This window comes from Cupriavidus sp. NPDC089707, assembly GCF_044748965.1.
Lineage (GTDB): Bacteria > Pseudomonadota > Gammaproteobacteria > Burkholderiales > Burkholderiaceae > Cupriavidus.
On record NZ_JBIVHB010000037.1, the window covers coordinates 23,722 to 43,380 of the forward strand.

At 67.8% G+C, this 19,659-nt stretch carries 19 protein-coding genes; 3 read left to right on the forward strand and 16 right to left on the reverse strand.

Going from position 1 to position 19,659, the window contains the following annotated elements:
- Nucleotides 1-9 precede the first annotated feature (9 nt).
- The 7 genes from ACIP1U_RS31090 to ACIP1U_RS31120 form a co-directional block, all read right to left on the reverse strand.
- Nucleotides 10-1,176 (reverse strand): acyl-CoA dehydrogenase family protein, encoded by a 1,167-nt coding sequence (locus ACIP1U_RS31090; protein WP_400323303.1) that lies wholly within the window; start codon nt 1,174-1,176, stop codon nt 10-12.
- The gene (locus ACIP1U_RS31095; protein WP_400323351.1) at nt 1,166-1,969 is read right to left on the reverse strand and encodes an enoyl-CoA hydratase family protein; all 804 of its coding nucleotides are present in this window, start codon (nt 1,967-1,969) and stop codon (nt 1,166-1,168) included. The genes ACIP1U_RS31090 and ACIP1U_RS31095 overlap by 11 nt, the downstream gene beginning before the upstream one ends.
- A gap of 213 nt (nt 1,970-2,182) precedes the next feature.
- The gene (locus ACIP1U_RS31100; protein WP_400323354.1) at nt 2,183-3,262 is read right to left on the reverse strand and encodes an NAD(P)H-dependent flavin oxidoreductase; all 1,080 of its coding nucleotides are present in this window, start codon (nt 3,260-3,262) and stop codon (nt 2,183-2,185) included.
- Nucleotides 3,263-3,270: 8 nt separating this feature from the next.
- Nucleotides 3,271-4,161, reverse strand: coding sequence for an enoyl-CoA hydratase (locus tag ACIP1U_RS31105; protein ID WP_400323305.1), 891 nt, complete (start codon nt 4,159-4,161; stop codon nt 3,271-3,273).
- An 18-nt stretch (nt 4,162-4,179) separates the two neighbouring features.
- Nucleotides 4,180-4,980: a CoA-transferase subunit beta gene (locus ACIP1U_RS31110; protein WP_400323308.1), complete on the reverse strand. Its 801-nt coding sequence runs from the start codon at nt 4,978-4,980 to the stop codon at nt 4,180-4,182.
- Between the two features lie 35 nt (nt 4,981-5,015).
- The gene (locus ACIP1U_RS31115) at nt 5,016-5,906 is read right to left on the reverse strand and encodes a CoA transferase subunit A (protein ID WP_400323310.1); all 891 of its coding nucleotides are present in this window, start codon (nt 5,904-5,906) and stop codon (nt 5,016-5,018) included.
- Nucleotides 5,907-5,914: 8 nt separating this feature from the next.
- On the reverse strand, nt 5,915-6,811 hold the full coding sequence (locus ACIP1U_RS31120; protein ID WP_400323313.1) for a VOC family protein: 897 nt from the start codon (nt 6,809-6,811) through the stop codon (nt 5,915-5,917).
- A 191-nt stretch (nt 6,812-7,002) separates the two neighbouring features.
- Here ACIP1U_RS31120 and ACIP1U_RS31125 point away from each other — a divergent pair, with 191 nt between their 5' ends.
- Entirely contained in the window at nt 7,003-7,869 is an 867-nt protein-coding gene (locus tag ACIP1U_RS31125; protein WP_400323316.1) for an SDR family NAD(P)-dependent oxidoreductase, read from the forward strand.
- A 73-nt stretch (nt 7,870-7,942) separates the two neighbouring features.
- Here the strand turns inward: ACIP1U_RS31125 and ACIP1U_RS31130 are convergent, their stop codons facing one another.
- Entirely contained in the window at nt 7,943-8,212 is a 270-nt protein-coding gene (locus tag ACIP1U_RS31130; RefSeq protein ID WP_400323319.1) for a hypothetical protein, read from the reverse strand.
- A gap of 166 nt (nt 8,213-8,378) precedes the next feature.
- Here ACIP1U_RS31130 and glnA point away from each other — a divergent pair, with 166 nt between their 5' ends.
- Entirely contained in the window at nt 8,379-9,854 is a 1,476-nt protein-coding gene (gene glnA, locus ACIP1U_RS31135; RefSeq protein ID WP_400323322.1) for a type I glutamate--ammonia ligase, read from the forward strand.
- A gap of 98 nt (nt 9,855-9,952) precedes the next feature.
- On the opposite strand, the gene ACIP1U_RS31140 is transcribed toward glnA, so the two are convergent.
- The 8 genes from ACIP1U_RS31140 to ACIP1U_RS31175 are packed head-to-tail and all read right to left on the reverse strand — an operon-like array spanning nt 9,953 to nt 19,089.
- Nucleotides 9,953-10,405: a nuclear transport factor 2 family protein gene (locus tag ACIP1U_RS31140; RefSeq protein ID WP_400323325.1), complete on the reverse strand. Its 453-nt coding sequence runs from the start codon at nt 10,403-10,405 to the stop codon at nt 9,953-9,955.
- Nucleotides 10,406-10,416: 11 nt separating this feature from the next.
- Nucleotides 10,417-12,048, reverse strand: coding sequence for a FadD3 family acyl-CoA ligase (locus ACIP1U_RS31145; RefSeq protein WP_400323328.1), 1,632 nt, complete (start codon nt 12,046-12,048; stop codon nt 10,417-10,419).
- Between the two features lies 1 nt (nt 12,049).
- Nucleotides 12,050-13,093 (reverse strand): 2Fe-2S iron-sulfur cluster-binding protein, encoded by a 1,044-nt coding sequence (locus ACIP1U_RS31150; protein WP_400323331.1) that lies wholly within the window; start codon nt 13,091-13,093, stop codon nt 12,050-12,052.
- 27 nt (nt 13,094-13,120) lie between these two features.
- A complete protein-coding gene (locus ACIP1U_RS31155) occupies nt 13,121-13,885 on the reverse strand; it encodes an SDR family oxidoreductase (protein ID WP_400323334.1) in 765 nt (254 codons plus the stop codon).
- On the reverse strand, nt 13,869-15,569 hold the full coding sequence (locus ACIP1U_RS31160; protein WP_400323337.1) for an FAD-binding protein: 1,701 nt from the start codon (nt 15,567-15,569) through the stop codon (nt 13,869-13,871). Before ACIP1U_RS31160 ends, ACIP1U_RS31155 begins: the two co-directional genes overlap by 17 nt.
- A gap of 17 nt (nt 15,570-15,586) precedes the next feature.
- Nucleotides 15,587-16,111: a flavin reductase family protein gene (locus tag ACIP1U_RS31165; protein ID WP_400323340.1), complete on the reverse strand. Its 525-nt coding sequence runs from the start codon at nt 16,109-16,111 to the stop codon at nt 15,587-15,589.
- Entirely contained in the window at nt 16,108-17,868 is a 1,761-nt protein-coding gene (locus ACIP1U_RS31170) for an FAD-dependent oxidoreductase (RefSeq protein WP_400323343.1), read from the reverse strand. The genes ACIP1U_RS31165 and ACIP1U_RS31170 overlap by 4 nt, the downstream gene beginning before the upstream one ends.
- 27 nt (nt 17,869-17,895) lie before the next feature.
- Nucleotides 17,896-19,089, reverse strand: a complete 1,194-nt coding sequence (locus tag ACIP1U_RS31175) for a flavin-dependent monooxygenase (RefSeq protein WP_400323345.1) — start codon at nt 19,087-19,089, stop codon at nt 17,896-17,898.
- Between the two features lie 186 nt (nt 19,090-19,275).
- Between ACIP1U_RS31175 and ACIP1U_RS31180 the strand changes: the two genes are divergently transcribed.
- On the forward strand, nt 19,276-19,578 hold the full coding sequence (locus ACIP1U_RS31180) for a hypothetical protein (protein WP_400323348.1): 303 nt from the start codon (nt 19,276-19,278) through the stop codon (nt 19,576-19,578).
- The last annotated feature ends 81 nt before the right edge of the window (nt 19,579-19,659 follow it).

Here is a 19,659-nt window from a genome sequence, read left to right on the forward strand (position 1 = left end):
CGGGTGCCGTCATGCGCGCGGCATGCCGAGCAGGCGCTCGGCGACGATGTTGCGCTGGATCTCGTTGGTGCCGGCATAGATCGGCCCGGCCTGCGAGAACAGGAAACCATCCAGCCAGTGGCCGAGCGAACCCGGCGGCTGGCCGGCGGGCGCGACTTCTGCCGCCTGTCCCAGGATGGCCAGCGCGGTGTCGTGCATATGGATGTCCAGCTCGGACCAGAACACCTTGTTCGTGCTCGATTCGGCGCCGATATGCCCGCCCCGCACCAGGCGGCTCGCGGTGGCGTAGGTGGACAGCGTGTAGGCCTCGGCGTCCATCCACGCGCGCAGCACCGCATCGCGCAGCGAGGGGTCGCGGTCCGCCGCCTCGCGGTTGGCCTGGTACAGCCTGACCAGCGCGCGCGCGGTTTCCTGGAAGCGGGCGGGCGAACGCAGCATCAGGCCGCGCTCGAAGCCGGCGGTCGCCATCGCCACCTGCCATCCCGCGCCTTCGGCAGCCAGCCGGTTCTCCACCGGCACGCGCACGTCGTCGAAGAAGATCTCGGCAAAGCCGGTCTGGCCGTTGAGCTGGCGGATGGGGCGCACAGTGATGCCCGGCGTATTCAGCGGCACCAGCACGAAGGTCAGCCCGTGGTGGCGCGTCGAGGCCGGGTCGGTGCGGAACAGCCCGAACAGCCAGTCCGCCCACACCGCCCGCGTCGACCAGATCTTCTGGCCGTTGATCACATAGTCATCGCCATCCCGGATCGCGCTGCAGCGGATCGCGGCCATGTCGGACCCGGCGTTCGGCTCGGACCAGCCCTGCGCCCAGATATGCTCGCCCGAGGCCATGCGCGGCAGGAAGCGCGCCTTCTGCGCCGCGGTGCCGAACTCCATCAACGTTGGCCCGAGCAGGAAGATGCCGTTCTGGTTGACGCGCATCGGCGCGCCGGCGCGCCAGTATTCTTCCTCGAAGATCAGCCACTCGATCAGGTCGCAGCCGCGCCCGCCCAGTTCGGCCGGCCACGTGACCATGCTCCAGCGGCCCTGGTTGAGCGTGGCTTCCCAGGCGCGGTGCTGGGCAAATCCTTCCTCGGTGTCGAAGCTGGCCAGCGGCGAGCGCGGCACGTTCACGGCCATCCAGTCGCGCACCTCGGCGCGGAAGGCGCGCTGGGCGTCGGTGTACTCAAGCTGCATCGCGCGCCCCCTCGTTCCCTGTGCCGGAACCGGCGAAGCTGGCTTCGCGGCCTTCCACAAAGGCGGCGCGTGCCTCGCCGGAATCGGCGCTCATGTAGGCCTGCAGCGTGAAGCCCTGCTCCCAGCGATACTTGTCCTCCAGGTTGCCGTCCTCCACGCCGTTGAGCGCTTCCTTGGCAAGCTGCAGCATGGCCGGGCTCTTGGCGGCGATCTGGCGGGCCAGCGCCATGGCGGCGTCGCGCAGTTCGGCACGCGACACCACGCGCTCGACGGCGCCAAGGCGATACGCCTCGGCGGCATCGATCATCTCGCCGGTGAAGTACATCGCCCTGACCTTCTGCACGCCGAACATGCGTTGCAGATGCGCGCCGCCGCCCATGGCGCCGCGGTCGATCTCGGGCACGCCAAAGCGCGCGCAGTCCGACGCGACGATGATGTCGGCGGCACCGCAGATGCCGATGCCGCCGCCCAGCACGAAGCCGTGCACGGCGACGATGACCGGCTTGGGATTGCGGTGCACGGCGCGGAAGGTCGAATAGTTGCCGGCATTGACGTCGACGATGCGTTCCGGGTGCGCCGCCAGCTCCTTGATGTCGACTCCCGCGCAGAAGCCGCGGCCTTCGCCGCGCAGCACGATCACGCGCACGGCGGGATCGGTGCCGAGGCGGTCGATGGCGGCGGCCAGCGCATGCCAGCCAGCGTTGTCGAGCGCGTTGACGGGCGGATGCTCGATCACCAGTTCGGCGATGCCGTCGGCGGTGTCGATGCGGAAGGGTTGATCCGTCGGTTGCATGGTTGGTTGGCTAGTCATGTTTGTTTGTGCGTTGGTTCGGCTTTTTTTTCGGCTCGCTGCGATGGAAACGCCGGCCCTCTCCCCGGCCCTCTCCCGCAAGCGGGAGAGGGAGTACGCAACCGGGATCTCAAATGCATGGGGGCATTGCCCATGCCGCCGGTTTGCTCCCCTCTCCCGCTTGCGGGAGAGGGGCTGGGGGAGAGGGCCGGCGCATCAACGAAGCCCAACCTGTGGCAATGCCAGCGCCTCCATCCGCGCTCGCGCCCCGGTGACCATGCCCACCACGATCTGCTCGCACGATTCGATGGCCCCGATCGCTGCGGCAGCCTGCCCGCTGGGCAGCACCCCTTCATCCGGGCACCCCTCCACCATCGCGCGCTGGATCAGCACTGGCGCATTGGCGGCCATCAGCGTCTGGGCGGCGCTGTAGTCCTGCTCGCGCATCGCGCGCCAGGCGGTCGCGAGCATCTGTGCGCTGCCCATGCCGGTGCGTGCCTGCCATTTGCGCGCGGCCGCCAGTGCCAGCCAGGTGCGCCGCCAGGGGCCGGCCTTCTCCAGCTCCAGCAGCAGCGAGTTGTCGATCATTCGCTGCGGCAGCCCGTCAATGGCCAGCGACACGCGGATCTGGCCCGGGTCGCGCACCTTGACGTAGCGCTCCAGCGTCTGCGCCGGCACCGGCGATTCGGCCGACATCAGGAAGCGCGTGCCCATGGCCACGCCGGCCGCGCCGTAGGCCAGTGCCGCGGCCAGTCCGCGCCCGTCGAAGAAGCCGCCCGCTGCCACCACCGGCACGCTGACGCTGTCCAGCACCTGCGGCAGCAGCAGCGTTGTCGGCGTGCCGCCGGTATGCCCGCCACCCTCGCCGCCCTGCACGGTAACCACGTCCGCGCCCAGTTCGACCGCCTTGGCCGCGTGCTTGGCCGCGCCGACCGTCGGCATGCAGACCACGCCAGCCGCCTTGAGCCGGCCGACCATCTTCGCGTCGGGGCCGCGCCCGTAGCTGACCGCGCGCAGCCGGTGGCGAATCGCCATCTCGATGACTTCGTCCGCATTCGGCTGGAACATGTGGAAGTTGATGCCGAAGGGCCGGTCGCTGAGCGCCTTGACGCACAGGATCTCCTGCTCGACCTCGCCGGGCGGAATGGTCGCGCCGGCAAGAAAGCCGAATGCCCCGGCGTTGCCGCTGGCAGCGACCAGCTTCGCGTCCGCCACCCAGCCCATCGCCGTCTGCACGATCGGGTAGCGGCAACCCAGCAGGTCGCACAAGACCGTGTGCAGGCTCGCGTTGCTCATGCCGGTGTTCATGCCTTCTCCCCGCCGCCGGTGCGTTGCGAGGCCGCCATGGCGCGCGCGTCATAGCCGCCAAGCTTGTCGCCGCTGACCAGTTCGTTGTGCGCATGCGCGAAGTGGTGCCAGGCAAAGACCGCATCCATCGCCGTGCGCTTGCCCTGCAGGTCCTCCACATGGTTGACCGCCTGCTTGGTCAGCGTCAGGCCCAGACGCGGCATCTGCGCGACCTTGCTGGCCATGCCATAGACGGTGTCCTCCAGCGCGTCGCGCGGCACCACGCGGTTGACCATGCCCATGCGTTCGGCGCGTTCGGCGCCCATGCGCTCGCCCAGGAACAAAAATTCCTTGGCGATGCGCGGGTGCAGTTCGTACGCATGCGCGAAGTACTCCACCCCGGGGATGCCCATGCGCACCACCGGATCGGCAAAGAATGCATCGTCCGATGCCACGATCAGGTCGCACACCCAGGCCAGCATCAGGCCGCCTGCGATGCAGGCGCCATGCACCATCGCGATGGTCGGCTTGGGCAACTCGCGCCAGCGCCGGCACATGCCCAGGTAGACCTCTTGCTCGCGCGCATAGAGGAATTCGCCGCCGGGCTTGTTGACGTGGTCATACCAGAGCGAGGCGCGCTCGAACGACTCGTTGATGTCGCGCCCCGGCGTGCCGATGTCGTGCCCGGCGGAGAAATGCTTGCCGGCGCCACGCAGCACGATCACCTTGACTGCGTCGTCAGCGGCCGCGCGCCGGTAAGCCTCGTCCAGCGCATACGTCATCTTCGAGTTCTGCGCGTTGTGGTAATCCGGCCGGTTCATGGTCACGGTGGCGATGCCGTCCGCGACCTGGTAGAGCACCTCGGCGTTCGGGCCCAGGCTGATGGGTTCGATGGCTGGCGTTGTCATGTCGGCGTGTTCCCTGTCTCAAGCGCGTCCGGAAGGATTGCCGCGCACGATCGCGGCGCGCAGGTTGTGCGGATCGAGCTGGGCAATCAGGCGCAGCTCCTCCGGCGTCGGCGGGGCCGTCTCCGGCAAGGTTTCGCCGGCCGCGTTCGCCAGCGCAAAGCCGGTGGCCGCCTGTACCTGCTCGAAGCTCACGCCCGGGTGCAGCGAGCGCACGCGGATGGCGTGATCGGGTCCGCCGAAATCCATCACGCACAGGTCGGTGACGATCACGCGCAGGTCAACGAAACTGCGCATGCCTTCGATCTGGCGCGCCGGGTTGTAGCCGGCGCTGCAGACCATGTCGACTTCGCCGCCGACAAACGCGCGCGTGCTGTGCCCCGGCACGAAGAAGGAATTGGCGTGGTGGATGCTGTTGCCCGGGAAACCGCGCGCGCCGAGCAGCTGGATCTTCGGCTGCGCATGCGTGCCGCCCAGGCAGGAGATATTGGCCTGCCCGAAGCGATCGATCTGCGTCGGCATCACCAGCGCGTGGCGCCGCCCGCCCCACAGGCAGTCGAACACGCGCGAATAGCCCATCCAGCCGCTGGCGCGGACCTTGTAGCCGGCCTCGCGCGGACCCAGCGGCACCGGTGTCTCCACCAGGTAGGCCTCGCCGTCGGTCATCAGCAGCCCGGGGTTGTGCGCAAGCCGCGCCAGGCCGGCAGCGATGCGCGGGCCGGTGCCGATGCCGGTGGCCAGCACCTCGCCGTCTTCGCTCCAGGCGCGGGCGGCGGCGGCGATCATCAGTTCGGCGCGGGTGAATTCATAAGTGGCGCTCACGGTCGCTCCTTGGGTTGGCGGGTGGGTAGGCGAAATCAAAGTACCGGCAGCGGCAGGTCGTGCACGTGGCCGAGGCCGCCGATGCGCTCCAGGTAGGCCGCCTCGCTCGCACCAACCACCTCGTCGCGGTAGGTGCGGAAGCCGTGGTCAGCCTCGGCACCGGCGCAGTACGCCTTCAGCGCGGGAAGGTCCCAGCCATAGGCCGGTGCGCAGGAAGTGGGATGGGCACCGGCGGGGGCGTGCACCACGCCCGTCACCAGCGAGCGCTCGAAGGGATTGCTGCGGGCGTGCGCCAGGTCCTCTTCCTCAAGGCGCGCGTGCAGCGTTTCGCAGCTCACATAGCAGCGCCGCGCGGCGCGGGCGAACCATTCATCGAAGAACGGATCGGGACCGTCGATGCGGGTGTTGCCCAGCACGTCGCTCTCGTTCACATGCAGCAGCGCCGCGTCGAGTTCGATCGCCGGCATCGCCACCAGCACCTCGCCATCGGCATAGGGTGAGCGCACGGTCTTCAGTTGCGGATTCTTCGCCAGGACGTCGGTGCCTAGCGATGCGCGCGTCGGCAGGAACGGCAGCCGCGCCGCCGCCGCGCGCAGTCCGAGCTGCAGCATGCCTTCATCCAGCTCGGTCACTTCAAGCAAACCACGCTCGCGCGCCTGGCGGAAGTAAGGCTCGAGCGGGATCACATCAAGCGAGACAAAGCCGAACACCAGCCGGCGCACCTTGCCGGCTGCGCACAGCATGCCCACCTCGGGACCGCCATAGGCGACCACGGTCAGGTCTTTCAGCGGCGAGCGCAGGATCTCGCGCACCAGCGCCATCGGTTTGCGGCGCGGGCCCCAGCCGCCGATGCCGATGGTCATGCCATCGGCGAGCTGGCCGACCACGTCGGCCGCGCTCATGGTCTTGTCGATTGTCTTGGTCATAGCGATGTTTAGCGGAATCCGATGCTGAAGTCGTGTCCCCACAGGCTGACGCGCGTGGCTTCGTAGGCGGCGTGGTGGCCCCAGTCCACCACCAGGCCGCCGTGGCCGTATTCGAGGTCGAAGCCGCCGGGGGTCTTCATGTAGAAGGAGGTCATGCGGTCGTTGCAGTGCTGGCCCAGCGTGGCGGACAGCTTCACGCCGTGCTGCTGCACGCGGTCGAGCGCGCGGCCTACCTCGGCCATGTCGGGCACCTCTGCCATCACGTGGATGCAGCCGGCCTCGGACGGCATCTCGAAGATCGCCAGGCTGTGGTGGCGGCCGTTGCCGCAGTGCAGGAAGTGGATGCGCTTTTCCGGCTCGTTGGGATCGCTGGTAAAGCGCACGCGGAAGATGTCGGACAGGCCGAAGCCCATCACGTCGCGCAGGAAAGCGTAGGTCTCGTCGAAGGCCGGCGCGGGCAGCACGGTATGGCCCGCGCCCATCGGATCGGTGATGAAGCGCGGCACGCCGACCGGCGAGACAAAGCGCAGGAAGTCTGAGCGCATGCCCCATGAAATCTCGTGGCGGTTGCCCGACGGATCGGAGAACCACGCCATGGCTTGCACGCGGCGTTGCGCCAGGTCGGCGGCGCTGGCGTGCACGACTTCCACATTGGCCTGCCGCAGCGTATCGAGCGCGTGGCGATAGGCCAGCTCGTCGGCCAGTTCCCACCCCGATGCGAGGTAGCGGTCGCGCGCGCCCGGCACCACCAGGTAGCGGTAGTCGCGCTCATCCATCTTCACGTACAGCGCGCCGCCCGGGGCGCCGGAGCAGGCCATGCCCAGCACCTGCTCGGCATAATGCCGCCATTGCCCCAGGTCGGTGGACTCGACCACGATGTAGCCAAGCGCACGGATATCCAACATGCCGGTCTCCACTGGTTCGTTGCGATGGAGCCGATTCTTTCGCTTGCGGATGGGCGACGCATCGTCCTGCCGGACTAGCCGGGATTTCCGGTCGCGGGCGGGGCGGCACCTAGTCCGAATGTGTGATGTGCCGATCCCCCAATCCCCCGCACGCTTGGGGCGGCACAACCCGCTTACAGAGGAGGAGCAGCATGAAGGACTCAGGACAACCGTGCGTTGCCGTGGTGACCGGCGCATCGCGCGGCGCCGGCCGGGGCATTGCACTGGCGCTCGGCGCGGCAGGCGCAACCGTGTATGTCACCGGTCGCACCGAGCAGGAAGGCAGCGCGCCGCTGCCGGGCACGATCCACGCCACTGCGCGCGAGATCGATGCGCTGGGCGGGCGCGGCGTCGCCGTAGCCTGCGATCACTGCGACGACGAGCAGGTCGCGACGCTGTTCCGCCGCGTACGCGAGGAAGCCGGCCGGATCGACATCCTGGTCAACAACGCCACCTTTCTGCATGACGAGCTCATCATGCCGGGGCCGTTCTGGCAAAAGCCGCTGGAAATGGCCGGCATCCTCGACGTGGGCCTGCGTTCGGGCTACGTGGCCAGCTGGCACGCGGCGCCGGTGATGGCTGCGCAGGGCCGAGGGTTGATTGTGTTTACGTCATCGTTTGGCGCCAATTGCTATATGCATGGGCCGGCGTACGGGGCGCAGAAGGCCGGCATCGACAAGTTCGCGCATGACATGGCAGTGGACCTGCGGCCGCATGGCGTGGCGGCGGTCTCGGTGTGGATGGGGCCGTTGCGTACCGCGCGCACGCAGCGCGTGTGGGAACAGCATCCCGACAAGTACGCATCGTTTGCGCCCGTGGCGGAGACGCCGGAATTTATCGGGAAGGTCATTCATGCGCTATATCGCGATCCCGGGCGGATGGAGAAATCGGGCCAGGTGCTGATCGCGGCGGAGGCGGCGCTGGATTACGGGATTGTCGATGCGGAAGGGGTGCAGCCGCCGTCGTATCGGGAGGTGCTTGGTGGTCCGCCGGCGGTGCATCCGGCGATCGTGGAATAGGGCTTGAGGCAGCCATCCCCCCACGCATACGCTGCGCTAACGCACCGTTTGCGCGGGAAGAATCCAGATGCGGTCACCCCAAGCCGTGCATTTCCTTCTTCCGCTCGCTTGCCGCCAACGCCTTCCTGGCAGATGAAAGCGCAAGTCGGAGATAGCCGGCATCACAGGCTACGCGGGCGCTGGCGAGCTCCTGTTGCTCCCGTGGGCCGACCATTCCCATTTCCGCCTCGATGGCTCGCATACAGCGCTCGATCAGGTCAGCCACCTCCCGCTCACGGTTGATGTCCCCGCCAACAATTCGATCCAGGCAATCGCTGAGATCCCCCAAAAGATCGTCGTACATCACTGACCTCCAAAGTTCCGTGTTGCGGCAAACTGCCTGGTGACAACACGGATTTCACACAAAGCGCCGTTTCGGAAAAACTGCACGGGTTCGTGAGGCACTTTGCAATCGGAATTTGACAGACTAATGTTGGACTATGCTCCGGGGCCAGACGACGGAGGCAGTTATGAGCACGGTCTCAATAGAACCCGGCAGCTATCATGTTGCACCGCCACAAAACCCCGCTGAAGTCATCGCCCTGATCAGGAAGCACGCGATCCAGGTCGTTGACCTCAGGTTCACCGACTTGCCAGGCATGTGGCAGCACTTCTCGATCACGCTGCCGGAAGTCAACGACGATTTGTTCTCGGCCGGCATCGGGTTCGACGGGTCTTCCATTCGCGGGTTCCAGGAAATTCACGAGTCCGACATGCTGGTCAGGCCTGACCCGGCCACAGCCTTCATCGATCCGTTTTGCACGGCACCAACGCTGGCGCTGATCTGCGACGTGCTGGACCCTGTCCTGCACCAGCCGTATTCGCGCGATCCACGCCACATCGCACGAAAGGCGGAGCTTTACCTCCAGCAAACCGGCCTTGCTACGGTTTGCTACGTTGGCCCCGAACTGGAGTTCTTCATTTTCGACTCCATTCGCTTCGGGCAGGACCAGCACTCTGGCTACTACTATGTCGAATCCGCCGAAGGCGAATGGGCCTCGGGCCGTGACGAAGACGCCTATGGCGGAGGCAATCTTGGCTACAAGCAGCACTACAAGGGAGGGTACTTTCCCGTTCCGCCAAGCGATACGCTGCAGGACATCCGCTCCGAAATCGTACTCGCGCTGATGCAGGCAGGCGTCCAGGTCGAGGTGCATCACCATGAGGTTGCCACGGCTGGCCAGAATGAAATCGACATGCGCTTTGCACCGCTGGCCCGAATGGCAGACAACGTGATGATGTATAAGTACATCTGCAAGAATGTGGCACGCCGCCACGGCAAGGTCGCCACATTCATGCCTAAGCCCCTGTTTGCCGACAACGCGAGCGGCATGCATTGCCACCAGAGCCTCTGGCGCGGCGGCGAGAACCTCTTCTATGACGCGAACGGTTGGGCGCAGACGTCTCAGTTGTGCCGCTGGTACATTGGCGGCTTGCTCAGGCACGCCCCCGCGCTGATGGCTTTCTGCGCGCCGAGCACAAACTCCTACAAGCGGCTGGTGCCTGGGTACGAGGCGCCTGTCAATCTGGCCATGTCGCAGCGCAACCGGTCTGCCGCAGCCAGGATTCCAATGGTTTCGGATTCCCCGAGCGCCAGACGCGTTGAATTTCGCTGTCCCGACCCATCGGCCAATGCCTACCTCGCCTTCTCGGCAATGCTGCTCGCCGGCCTTGACGGCATTGAAAACCAGACGGATCCCGGCGACCCGCTCGACAAGAACATCTATGACCTGCCACCGGAGGAAGCCGCCAGCATCCGGCAGGTGCCAGGTTCCCTCGAAGAGTCGCTTTCCGCACTGGAATCCGACTCAGCGTTCCTGCGAAAGGGAGATGTCTTCACTGAAGACCTGATCAGGACCTGGATTGACTACAAGCGCACGCGCGAGATTGATACGTTGAAGCTGCGGCCGCACCCGTGGGAATTCCATCTCTACTTCGACATTTGATCACCTGCGCCCCGCGCCAAACAAAGCGCTGCCGGCGCTGGAACGACGAGCGCGTCGCTGGCCCTTCTCTGGCCTTCAACGGACATTTGTGCATAGTCCTACGCGCCCTCCGACAGCAACCCGGTCCTGAACACCGTCGACCGGATCAACCACTCACCATCGATCCGCACATACTCATCCGTATAGCGCCCGGTCAGGAACGTGCGCGAACCGTTGGCATCATCCAGCGCCAGGTACGCCAGATCCCAGCTGCCCTGCGCCAACTCCGCATCCAGCACCCGGATCTCCGCCTGCCCGGCAAAATGCATCTCGCGCAGCGTAGGCCGACAAGCCAGCTCCGCAAAGCACTGCACCAGCGCATCCCGCCCGGCAAAGCTGCCAATGCGGTCATAGTGGATATGCGCATCGTCCGGCACGAAGCATCCGCGCATCGCTTCGGCATCCTTGTCATCGCAGGCACGCAGGTAGCGCAGCTTGAGCGCACGGATCGCATCCGCTGCTTCCAGGCGCGCAAGGCGGTCAGCGATGTCAGCAATGTCGGTCATGGTCATTCCCTCGTTGATCAGGCTTCACGCAGCTGATACTTCAGCACCTTGCCCGCCGCGCTCACCGGCAGCGATGTCACGAACTGCACGTCGCGCGGCACCTTGTAGTTGGCCATGTGCCGACGCGCCCAGACAATCAGGGTCTCGGCATCCAGGCGTGCGCCGTGGCGCAAGACGACGTACGCGCGACCGACCTCGCCCAGCCGTTCATGCGGCATGCCCACCACCGCAACCTGGGCGACGGCCGGGTGGGCGGTCAGCAGTTTTTCCACCTCCGCCGGATAGCAGTTGAAGCCGCCGACGATGAACATGTCCTTGATGCGGTCGGTAATGCGCAGGTAGCCGCGCGCATCGAGCGTGCCGACATCGCCCGTATGCAGCCAGCCGTCAGCGTCGATGGCTTCTGCCGTTGCGCCGGCCAAGCCGAAGTAGCCTTGCATCACGTTGTAGCCGCGCACCAGCACTTCGCCCGGCTCGCCGGTCGCGACGGGCCTCCCCTGCGCATCGACACAGCGCAGCTCGATCCCCGGCATGGCGCGGCCGGAGGTGCCGGCAACCGTTTCGGCATCGTCGCCGGCGCGGGTCAGCGTGGCAAAGCCGCACGACTCGGTCAGGCCATAGCCCGTAATCACGGTGTCGAAGCCCAGTTCTTCGCGCATGCGCTCGATCAGCACGGGCGCGATCGCCGAGGCGCCGGTCACCGCAACCCGCAACGATGACAGGTCGAACTCGCGCAGCCGCGGTGCGTTGAGCAGGGTCTGGTAGAGCGTCGGCGGCCCCGGCAGCACCGTGATGCGCTCGTTCTCCACGCGCGTCATCACGGCGTCGGCGTCGAACACAAGGTGCGGCAGCACCGTGGCCCCGCGCGACAGCGCGGCAAGCCATCCCGCCTTGTAGCCGAAGGTATGGAAGAAGGGATTGACGATCAGGTAGCGGTCCCCGGCGCGCACGCCCGTGATCGCGGCCCAGCCGTCGATGGCGCGCAGGTTCTGCGCGTGAGCGGTCATCACGCCCTTGGGACGCCCGGTGGTGCCTGACGTGAACATGATGTCCATCGGCGTTTCGCCGCGCACGCCGGCCTCGCGCTGCGCGAACGCCGCCATGTCCACCTGCTGCGCCAGTCCAAGAAAGGCATCCCACGCCAGCTCGCCGTCGGCCAGCGCCCTGCCCTGCCCCGGCCGCAGGATCACCAGCCGCTCCAGCGTGGCGGGACGATGCGGCGCCAGCATCTGCGGATAGCTTTCGCCCAGGAAATCGTCGACGCAGCACAGCAGCCGCGCGCCGCTGTCGGCCAGCACGGCACCGGCTTCGGCGCCCTTCATGCGCGTATTGAGCGGCACCAGCGCGGCGCCCACGCTGTGCGTGGCGAGCGCCGCGATGATCCATTCGGAGAAGTTCGGCGCCCATACGGCAACGCGGTCGCCCGGCTGCACGCCGAGCGCCATCAGCGCGCGGCCTGCCTGGATCCGGCAGGCATCCAGAGCGGCGTAGCTCAGGCGCAGTCCGTCCTCCTGGATGGCGATGCGCTCGCCGTGGCGCAGCGCCGCGCGCCGCACCAGTTCGGGAATCGTTGCGGCGATGTCCTCGTGGCCAGCGGCGTCGAGGATGGCCGGCTCCGCAATAGCGTCGATGGTGTCAGATGGGGTCATGTCAATCCGGGAACTTCAGGTGGATTTCGTCGCTCGCCGCGCGCGCCTGACAGGCCAGCGTCCAGCCGGCCTCCAGGTCGGCGCTGTCGAGCACATGGTTGTCGCCGAGCGTCACGTCGCCCTGCGTCACCTGGCACATGCAGGCGCCGCACAGGCCCGCGCGGCAGGAATTGGGGGCGGCCACGCCGGCCCGCTGCAGCGCATCAAGCATCGTTTCGTCGGGCGCGACATTGAGCTGGTGGGTTGCGCCATCGAGCTGCACGGTCAGCGCCGCGCCGCGCATGGCGCCCGGCGCAACCGGGACAGGCGCAGCCGACGGCCTGGCCGCCGGCGCATCCGGCAGGGAGACAAAGCGCTCCACATGCAGCTTGCCGCGCGGCACGCCCAGCTGCTGCAGCGCCGCCTGGGCCGCGTCCATGAACGGGCCCGGCCCGCAGATGAAGCACTCGGCCAGGCTCCACGGCCGCACCAGTTCCTCGATCTGGCGCTGCGTCGGCGGTCCCTGCACGCTGTCCAGCCAATGGATCACGCGCAGCCGGCCGGGGTGCTTGATTGCCAGCTCGCCGAGTGCCTCGCGGAAGATGATGGAACGCTCGTCGCGATTGGCATAGACCAGCGTCACCGCGCCCCGCCCGTGGCGCAGCGCCGCCTTGGCAATCGACAGCACCGGCGTGATGCCGCTGCCGCCGGCGAGCAGCAGGAAATCGCCATGCAACGCAGGCGGGGTGAACACGCCGGCTGGCGGCATCACCTCGACCGTATCGCCCGCGCCAAGGTGGTCGCAGATCCAGTTGGACACGCGCCCGCTTTGCACCCGCTTGATCGTCACGCGCAAGGCGTTGTCGACCTCGGGCGTGCTCGACAGCGAATAGCAGCGCTGCAGCGGCACGCCGTCGACGGGCACGCGCAGCGTCAGGAACTGGCCGGGACGATAGGCAAAGGCATCGCGCAAGCCGTCAGGCAGCGCGAAGACCAGCGAATGCGCCTGCTCCGTTTCCGTGATGACTTCGGCGATCTGCAGCCGATGGAATTGCACTGGCGCCATGATGTCCTTCTCTCGCTGCGGGTGGCGTCAGGCCACGCCCATGATGGTCTGCGCGTTGTCGATGCGCAGTTCCGTGCCATTGATGAAGCGCGATTCATCGGAAGCCAGGAACAGCACCAGGTTCGCCACGTCGCGCGGGTGGCACATGCGCTGCATCGGCTCGGCGCCGCCCACCTCTTCCGGCAGGGCCGCGGCGCCGCCGGGCAGGAAGGCCGCGGTCATCGGCGTGAGGATGCCATCGGGATGGATCGAGTTGCAGCGCACCTTGTAGCCGCTCTGCTTGCAGTGGCCCGCCACCGCGCGCGTCAGCGCCGTCACCGCGCCCTTGCTGGCGCTGTAGGCGCAGAAGGCGCCCATGCCGCCCAATGCCGCCACCGACGACATATTGACGATGCTGCCGCCGCCCGCCTTCATCGCGGCAACGCCGTACTTGCAGCCAAGGAAATAGCCGTCGGCGTTGATGCGCATCACGCGCTGCCATTGCTCCAGCGTGGCGTCCTCGACCGATCCGAGCATCAGGATCGCGGCGTTGTTGACCAGCACGTTCGGCGCGCCGAAGCGCTGCTCGGTGCGCGCCATCACCTGCTGCCAGCCGGCTTCGCTGGCAATGTCGTGCGGCACGAACAGCGCGGTCTCGCCGATCTCGCGCGCCAGCGCGTGGCCCGCCTCCTCGTTCAGGTCGGTCAGCACCACGCGCGCGCCTTCGCGGGCCAGCAGCAGGGCGTCTTCCTTGCCGACGCCGCTGGCGGCCCCGGTAACGATCGCGATCTTGCCTTCAGTACGTCGGCTCATGGGAACTCTCCTCGTTGGTGTGTGCCTGCCGCTCGCCGGCAGGTTGTTGTGTCAGGTGGCGGCCGGCGTTGCGCCCCGACCAGATGCAGTCGGCAAGCGACAGGCCGCTTACGTAGTGGTTGGATGCGATGCCCACGGCGGTCCGGCCTGCGGCGTAGAGGCCCGGAATGGGCGCGCCGCCGGCGGCAGCCAGTACTCGGCCGCTGGACTCTTCCACGGACAAGCCGCCGAGCGTGATCGCCGGACAGGGGAAGACGCGGCTGTTCGCCGAGATATCGATGGCGAGCCATGGCCCGGTTTCCAGCGAGGCGCACATCGGCGCCGATTTGCCGGCCGGGTCGGGGATGTCGCCGCGGGCAGCGGCGTTGTAGGCCTCGACCGTTGCCCGCAGCGCAGCGCCGGGCATGCCCAGCTTGTCGGCAAGTGCCTCGAGACTGGCGGCGCGGCGCGCGCCGGTCAGCATCAACAGCGCGGCGGGCAACGCCTGGAAGGCCCAGAGCCGCCCGCCCGCGCATTCGCACAAGGCTGCGCGGGCCAGCGCGCGGTTCAGGATCAGCCACGCGCGTCCGCCGTGCCGCTCGCAGATGGCGTGGCCCAGCGTGGCGCCATAGGTTTCCTCGTTGCCGATGCGCGCGCCCTGCCCGTCGACCACGCATCCGCGCGCCCAGTCGAACGGCGGATTGATAAAGCGCCAGGCCGACACGCGCTCCAGGTGCCGCGCGGCCCCGCCCGCCGATTCGCCCAGCCGGATGCCGCTGCCATCGCACCCGGTGGCGCCAAGGCGCCAGTTCTGCAGGTACTTGCCGGCGTGGCGCGCCACCATGGCGCGGTTGAAAATAAAGCCGCCGGTTGTCAGCACGACGGCGCGGGTGCGCACTGCCACGGGTCGCGCATGGCGCAGTTCCAGCTGCAGCACGCGCTGGCGCAGCAGGTCCGCAACGCCCGGCATGGCGTTGTGCAGGCGCTCGGCCAGCCGCGCCAGGCGGGCGTGGCGCTTCTGCTGGCGCCCCTGGGGCACCTGCCACAGTTCGACGCCGATGACTGCGCCGTCCTTGTCGACAATCAGCCGGCGCGCCGCGGTCTGCCGCATGACCGTGATTTCCGCGCGGGCTTCCACGGCGCCGCGCAGCACGCCGTACAACGTGCTGCCGGACATGCCGGGGCCTTTCACGCGGTGCCCGCGCGGTGCTGGCGCGGCGTGCCGCGCATACGCGGCCACGGCTTCGTTGCCGGAGTAATAGAGGTAATACGGCTGCGCCGGGTACGACGTCTTGCGCGGCGGCACGGTGGCGGCAAAGCGCACACCCGCGTCTTCCAGCCAGGCCAGCATGTCGCGGCTGCGCTCGCAGAAGGACTGCAGCGTCGCCTCGCTGACGACGCCGCCGGTCTCCTGGCGCAGGTAATCCGCCATCGCCTGCGGCGTATCGGCATAGCCCGCCGCGGTCTGGTACGACGTGCCGCCGCCGGCATACACCACCCCGCCACTCTTCGCGCTGGCGCCGCCACCTTCGAAGCGCTCGGCGACGATCACGCGCGCGCCGCCCCGCGCCGCTTCCAGCGCCGCGCAGGCACCCGCGGCGCCGAAGCCCACTACCACGGCATCGCAGTCGGCCTGCCACGGGTGCGCGTCCGGGTCATCGAGGCGCAGCGGTGGGTAGACCGGCGTGACGGAATCGGGATGCATGCTCTCGCCCTCGGGGCTCAGGCCGAACACAGCGCGTGCAGCGGCGCGGAGGTCGTATAGGCGCCGTCGACATAGACCAGCGGCGACACCTCGCCCGCCAGCCGCACCTCGCGCAGCCGCCCGATGAAGACGGCGTGGGTGCCATAGTCAAAGCGGCCGTCCTGCCGGCAGACCAGGTTGGCCTGGGCGTTGCGCAGGCACGGCACGCCAAGCAGGTCGTCCTCCCACTCGCCGCTGGTGAAGCGTTCCTCGCCCTTGAGGCGGCCGCTGCAATCCACCGCGATGTCGCGATGGTCGGCGGCCAGCAAGTTGATACAGAAGTCCGTGCCGGCATCGAGCGGCGGGTAGATCGACGCGTTGCGGTTGATGCAGATCAGCAGCGATGGCGGATCCGCCGACAGCGAGTCGACTGCCGTCACCGACATCGAATAGCGGCGCTCGCCCTGGCGGCAGCTGATGACCGCCACCGAGCGCGCCATGCGGCGCATCGCCATCAGCATGTCGTCGCGCAGCGTGGGGGTGGCTTCGGGATTGGCGCTCATAGGGCCTCCTGTACGGGTTGAGCGTGGAGAGGGATCGGGGCGGCAGGCTGCCGCGCTTGCTGCGCGATCACGTCCGCAGCGATATAGCCAAAGGTCATGGCCGGGCCCAGGGTCGAGCCCGCGCCGGGATAGCTGGTGCCCATCATCGAGGCACTGGTATTGCCGATGGCGAACAGCCCGGGTATGGCGCTGCCATCCTCGCGCAGCACGCGCGCGCTGCCGTCGGTCACCAGCCCGCCCTTGGTGCCGATATCGCCGGCATCGAGCCGCACGGCGTAATACGGCGCCTTGCCGATCGGTGCCAGGCACGGGTTGGGGCGGACCGCCGGGTCGCTGTAGTAGGTATCGAACAGGTTGTCGCCCTTGCCGAATTCCTCGTCCACGCCCGTGGTGGCGTAGCGGTTCATGCGGGCGACACTGTCGGCCAGCCCGCCGGCGTCCACGCCGATCCGCTGCGCCAGCTGCGCCAGCGTGTCGGCGCGCACCAGGATGCCGGACAGGCCGGCCGGAATGCTGCGGTCCGGCATCACCGATCCAGGCAGGATCGGCCCGCACGGGTACTTGTGGCGGAAGGTGGCGTCGAACACCATCCACGCCGGCACGCTGCAGCCGGTCTTGTCGTGGTCGCGGTACATGGCCGGCACGAACTCGGAATACGGCGCGGCCTCGTTGACAAAGCGCCGGCCCTGCCCGTTCACCACCAGGCATCCCGGCATGGCGCGCTCGATGAAGAGCGCGCGCTGCTTTTCCTCGCCCTGCACCTGCACGGTGGGCGCGCCCCACACATGCGACATCAGCGCGACGCCGGCACCGGCGTCCTGCCCCGCGCGGATCGCGTCGCCGGTGTTGTTGGGCGGCGTCGCGCTCCAGCCGGCCTGCGTCGGCTGCGGCAGGTATTGCTCGCGCATGGCCTGGCTGCGCTCGAAGCCGCCGGCGGCGAGGATCACGCCATGCAGCGCGCGGATTTCCACCACCTTCCCGTTCTGCATGGCGCGCACGCCGCGGACCGAACCGTCTTCGATGATCAGGTCTTGCAGCGCGGTATCGAGCCACAGCGGGATTGCGCGGTCCATCATCGCCCGCCGCAGGCCACCGGCCAGGCTGTTGCCGAGCGTCAGCCGGCGGTCGCGCCGGGTCTTGCGGCGCCAGCCGAAGTCGAGCCAGTAGCGGGCGAACTGGCGCACCGCCAGCCCGAACCAGCCGGGCGAGCGGCACAGCAGCGCATGCGCCTCGCCGGAGGTCACGGCCACGCGGCCGCCCACCAGCGTGCCTGGCGACGGCGGACGCAGCCGGTCGAATTCTTCACGCAAGCGCGCGCCGTCGAACGGCATCGGGTCGAGCGCGCGGTAGCCGGGCATCGCGCCCGGCAGCTTCTGGAAGTAGTCGGCGTAGCGCGGCAGCGTGTAGTAATGCACGCCGGCATGCTGCTCCAGGTATTGCAGCATGCGCGGCGCCTGCTCCAGGTAGGCGCGGATGCGCTGCGGGTCGCCGTCTTCCCCCGTGCAGGCGAGCACATACTCGAACGCCTTCGCGTAGTCGTCCTGCCCGCCCGCCGGTGCGATATGGTGGTTGAGCGGGATCCAGATGCCGCCGCCGGACACCGCCGAGGTGCCGCCGTACTGGCTGCTCTTCTCCAGCACCACCACGGACAGTTCCCGGTCGGCGGCGCGGCAGGCGGCCAGCATGCCGCCGGCGCCCGAACCGACCACCACCACGTCAAACTCCCTGGCCTGCATGCGCGCTGTGCTCTGGGTCATGATGGGTTCCCTTGCCGGTGCGCGGCTTCAGATGAAGAAGTCGGTGTTGGCGCGGCCCATCATCACGCCGCCCAGGTTCTGGCCGAAGCGGTCCAGGTTGTTGGCATAGTGGGCGCGCGCCGCGTGCAGGTCGAGGAAGCGGCGCACCATCGGGTTGGTGCGGTAGATGCCGTTGCCGCCGGCATAGCGCAGCAGGCTGTTGGCGAGCTGTGCGCAGCGCTCGGCCACCTGCGACGACTGGTAGCGGAAATGCAGGCGTCGTGGCGTCTGCACCTGGCCGCCTTCGCGCGCAATGGCAAGCAGCTCTTCGAAGTTGCGTTCGAGGATGGTCCGCATTTCGTCGACGGCCACCTGCGCATTGGCGCAGGCCAGTTGCGCACCGCCATCCTCCGCGGTCTTGCTGCCGCCGTTGCTGCTGACGCGGCCGTCGGCGTAAGCGACGAAGTCGTCGAGGGTGCCTTCCAGCGCGCCGATGCACGCGGTGCACACGGCACGCACGAAGATCTGCGCGAACGGCAGGCGGTACAGCGGCAAGTCGTTCACGGCAAGGCCAGGGCTGGTGCCCATGGCGCCATCGACGGCGCGGTGGGTGCGGTAGTCGGGGACGAACACGTCATCGACCACGATATCGTGGCTGCCGGTGGCGCGCAGGCCCAGCACGTCCCAGTTGCGCACGATCTTGTAGTCAGAGCGCGGCAGCAGGAAGGTGCGGTAGTCGTAGGCGCCGCCGGGTTCGGACGGAGGCACCAGGCCGCCCAGGAAGATCCAGTCGCACAGTTCGCTGCCGCTGGAGAACTTCCAGTGGCCGGAGAAACGGTAGCCGCCTTCGACCGGGGTGACCTTGCCAACCGGCATATAGGTCGAGGCGATCAGGGTGCCGGGATCGTTGCCCCAGACCTCCTGCTGCGCGCGTTCGTCGAACAGGGCGAGTTGCCAGTTGTGCACGCCGACCACGCCGTAGACCCAGGCGGTGGACATGCAGCCCCTGGCCAATGCCATCTGGATGCGGAAGAAGGTCTGCGGGTCGAGCTCATAGCCGCCGTAGCGGCGCGGCTGCAGCACCTTGAAGAAGCCCGCGGCCTGCATCTCGGCGATGGTTTGGGCGGGGATGCGCGCTTCGGCTTCGGCCTGGGTGGCGCGTTCCGCCAGCGCGGGAATCATCTGCTCGGCGCGCGCAATCAGGCGTGCGGCCAGTTCCTTGGGGTTGTTGTCGTGATGCACCGCGGTCTCCTTTTCGCTTTGTCTTGTGGCTGGCGTTGATGTTTGCATCGGGTGGGCGGGGTGCCATCGTCTGATGGGACTAGCTGTTTCAGGAATTGGCGTGCGGCACTGCGTGGATGCGCCGGCCCTCTCCCCCGGCCCCTCTCCCGCGGGCGGGAGAGGGGAGAAAACCGGCAGCGACTTGATGTGCTGCTGGCTTTTCAACTTCTGCTGATGTGCTCCCTCTCCCGCTTGCGGGAGAGGGGAGAAAACCGGCAGCGGCTTGATGTGCTGCTGGCTTTTCAACTTCTGCTGATGTGCTCCCTCTCCCGCTTGCGGGAGAGGGGAGAAAACCGGCAGCGGCTTGATGTGCTGCTGGCTTTTCAACTTCCGCTGAGGTGCTCCCTCTCCCGCTTGCGGGAGAGGGGAGAAAACCGGCAGCGGCTTGATGTGCTGCTGGCTTTTCAACTTCTGCTGATGTGCTCCCTCTCCCGCTTGCGGGAGAGATGACTGCATGCCCCTCATGCCGGCTTGCCGCCAGGAACCGGTAGTACAGTGGTTGATGCTCGGTTTTGACGCGCAGTGTGGCCG

Excerpts from the sequence above, each read along its gene's own strand:
- ACIP1U_RS31150 (WP_400323331.1), bottom strand. The coding sequence starts at position 13,093 with ATGGCGCCAGTGCAATTCCATCGGCTGCAGATCGCCGAAGTCATCACG.
- ACIP1U_RS31100 (WP_400323354.1), bottom strand. The coding sequence starts at position 3,262 with ATGAGCAACGCGAGCCTGCACACGGTCTTGTGCGACCTGCTGGGTTGC.
- ACIP1U_RS31170 (WP_400323343.1), bottom strand. The coding sequence starts at position 17,868 with ATGACCCAGAGCACAGCGCGCATGCAGGCCAGGGAGTTTGACGTGGTG.
- ACIP1U_RS31105 (WP_400323305.1), bottom strand. The coding sequence starts at position 4,161 with ATGACAACGCCAGCCATCGAACCCATCAGCCTGGGCCCGAACGCCGAG.
- ACIP1U_RS31160 (WP_400323337.1), bottom strand. The coding sequence starts at position 15,569 with ATGCATCCCGATTCCGTCACGCCGGTCTACCCACCGCTGCGCCTCGAT.
- ACIP1U_RS31130 (WP_400323319.1), bottom strand. The coding sequence starts at position 8,212 with ATGTACGACGATCTTTTGGGGGATCTCAGCGATTGCCTGGATCGAATT.
- ACIP1U_RS31115 (WP_400323310.1), bottom strand. The coding sequence starts at position 5,906 with ATGACCAAGACAATCGACAAGACCATGAGCGCGGCCGACGTGGTCGGC.
- ACIP1U_RS31090 (WP_400323303.1), bottom strand. The coding sequence starts at position 1,176 with ATGCAGCTTGAGTACACCGACGCCCAGCGCGCCTTCCGCGCCGAGGTG.
- ACIP1U_RS31120 (WP_400323313.1), bottom strand. The coding sequence starts at position 6,811 with ATGTTGGATATCCGTGCGCTTGGCTACATCGTGGTCGAGTCCACCGAC.
- ACIP1U_RS31140 (WP_400323325.1), bottom strand. The coding sequence starts at position 10,405 with ATGACCATGACCGACATTGCTGACATCGCTGACCGCCTTGCGCGCCTG.
- ACIP1U_RS31125 (WP_400323316.1), top strand. The coding sequence starts at position 7,003 with ATGAAGGACTCAGGACAACCGTGCGTTGCCGTGGTGACCGGCGCATCG.
- ACIP1U_RS31145 (WP_400323328.1), bottom strand. The coding sequence starts at position 12,048 with ATGACCCCATCTGACACCATCGACGCTATTGCGGAGCCGGCCATCCTC.
- glnA (WP_400323322.1), top strand. The coding sequence starts at position 8,379 with ATGAGCACGGTCTCAATAGAACCCGGCAGCTATCATGTTGCACCGCCA.
- ACIP1U_RS31165 (WP_400323340.1), bottom strand. The coding sequence starts at position 16,111 with ATGAGCGCCAATCCCGAAGCCACCCCCACGCTGCGCGACGACATGCTG.
- ACIP1U_RS31155 (WP_400323334.1), bottom strand. The coding sequence starts at position 13,885 with ATGAGCCGACGTACTGAAGGCAAGATCGCGATCGTTACCGGGGCCGCC.
- ACIP1U_RS31095 (WP_400323351.1), bottom strand. The coding sequence starts at position 1,969 with ATGCAACCGACGGATCAACCCTTCCGCATCGACACCGCCGACGGCATC.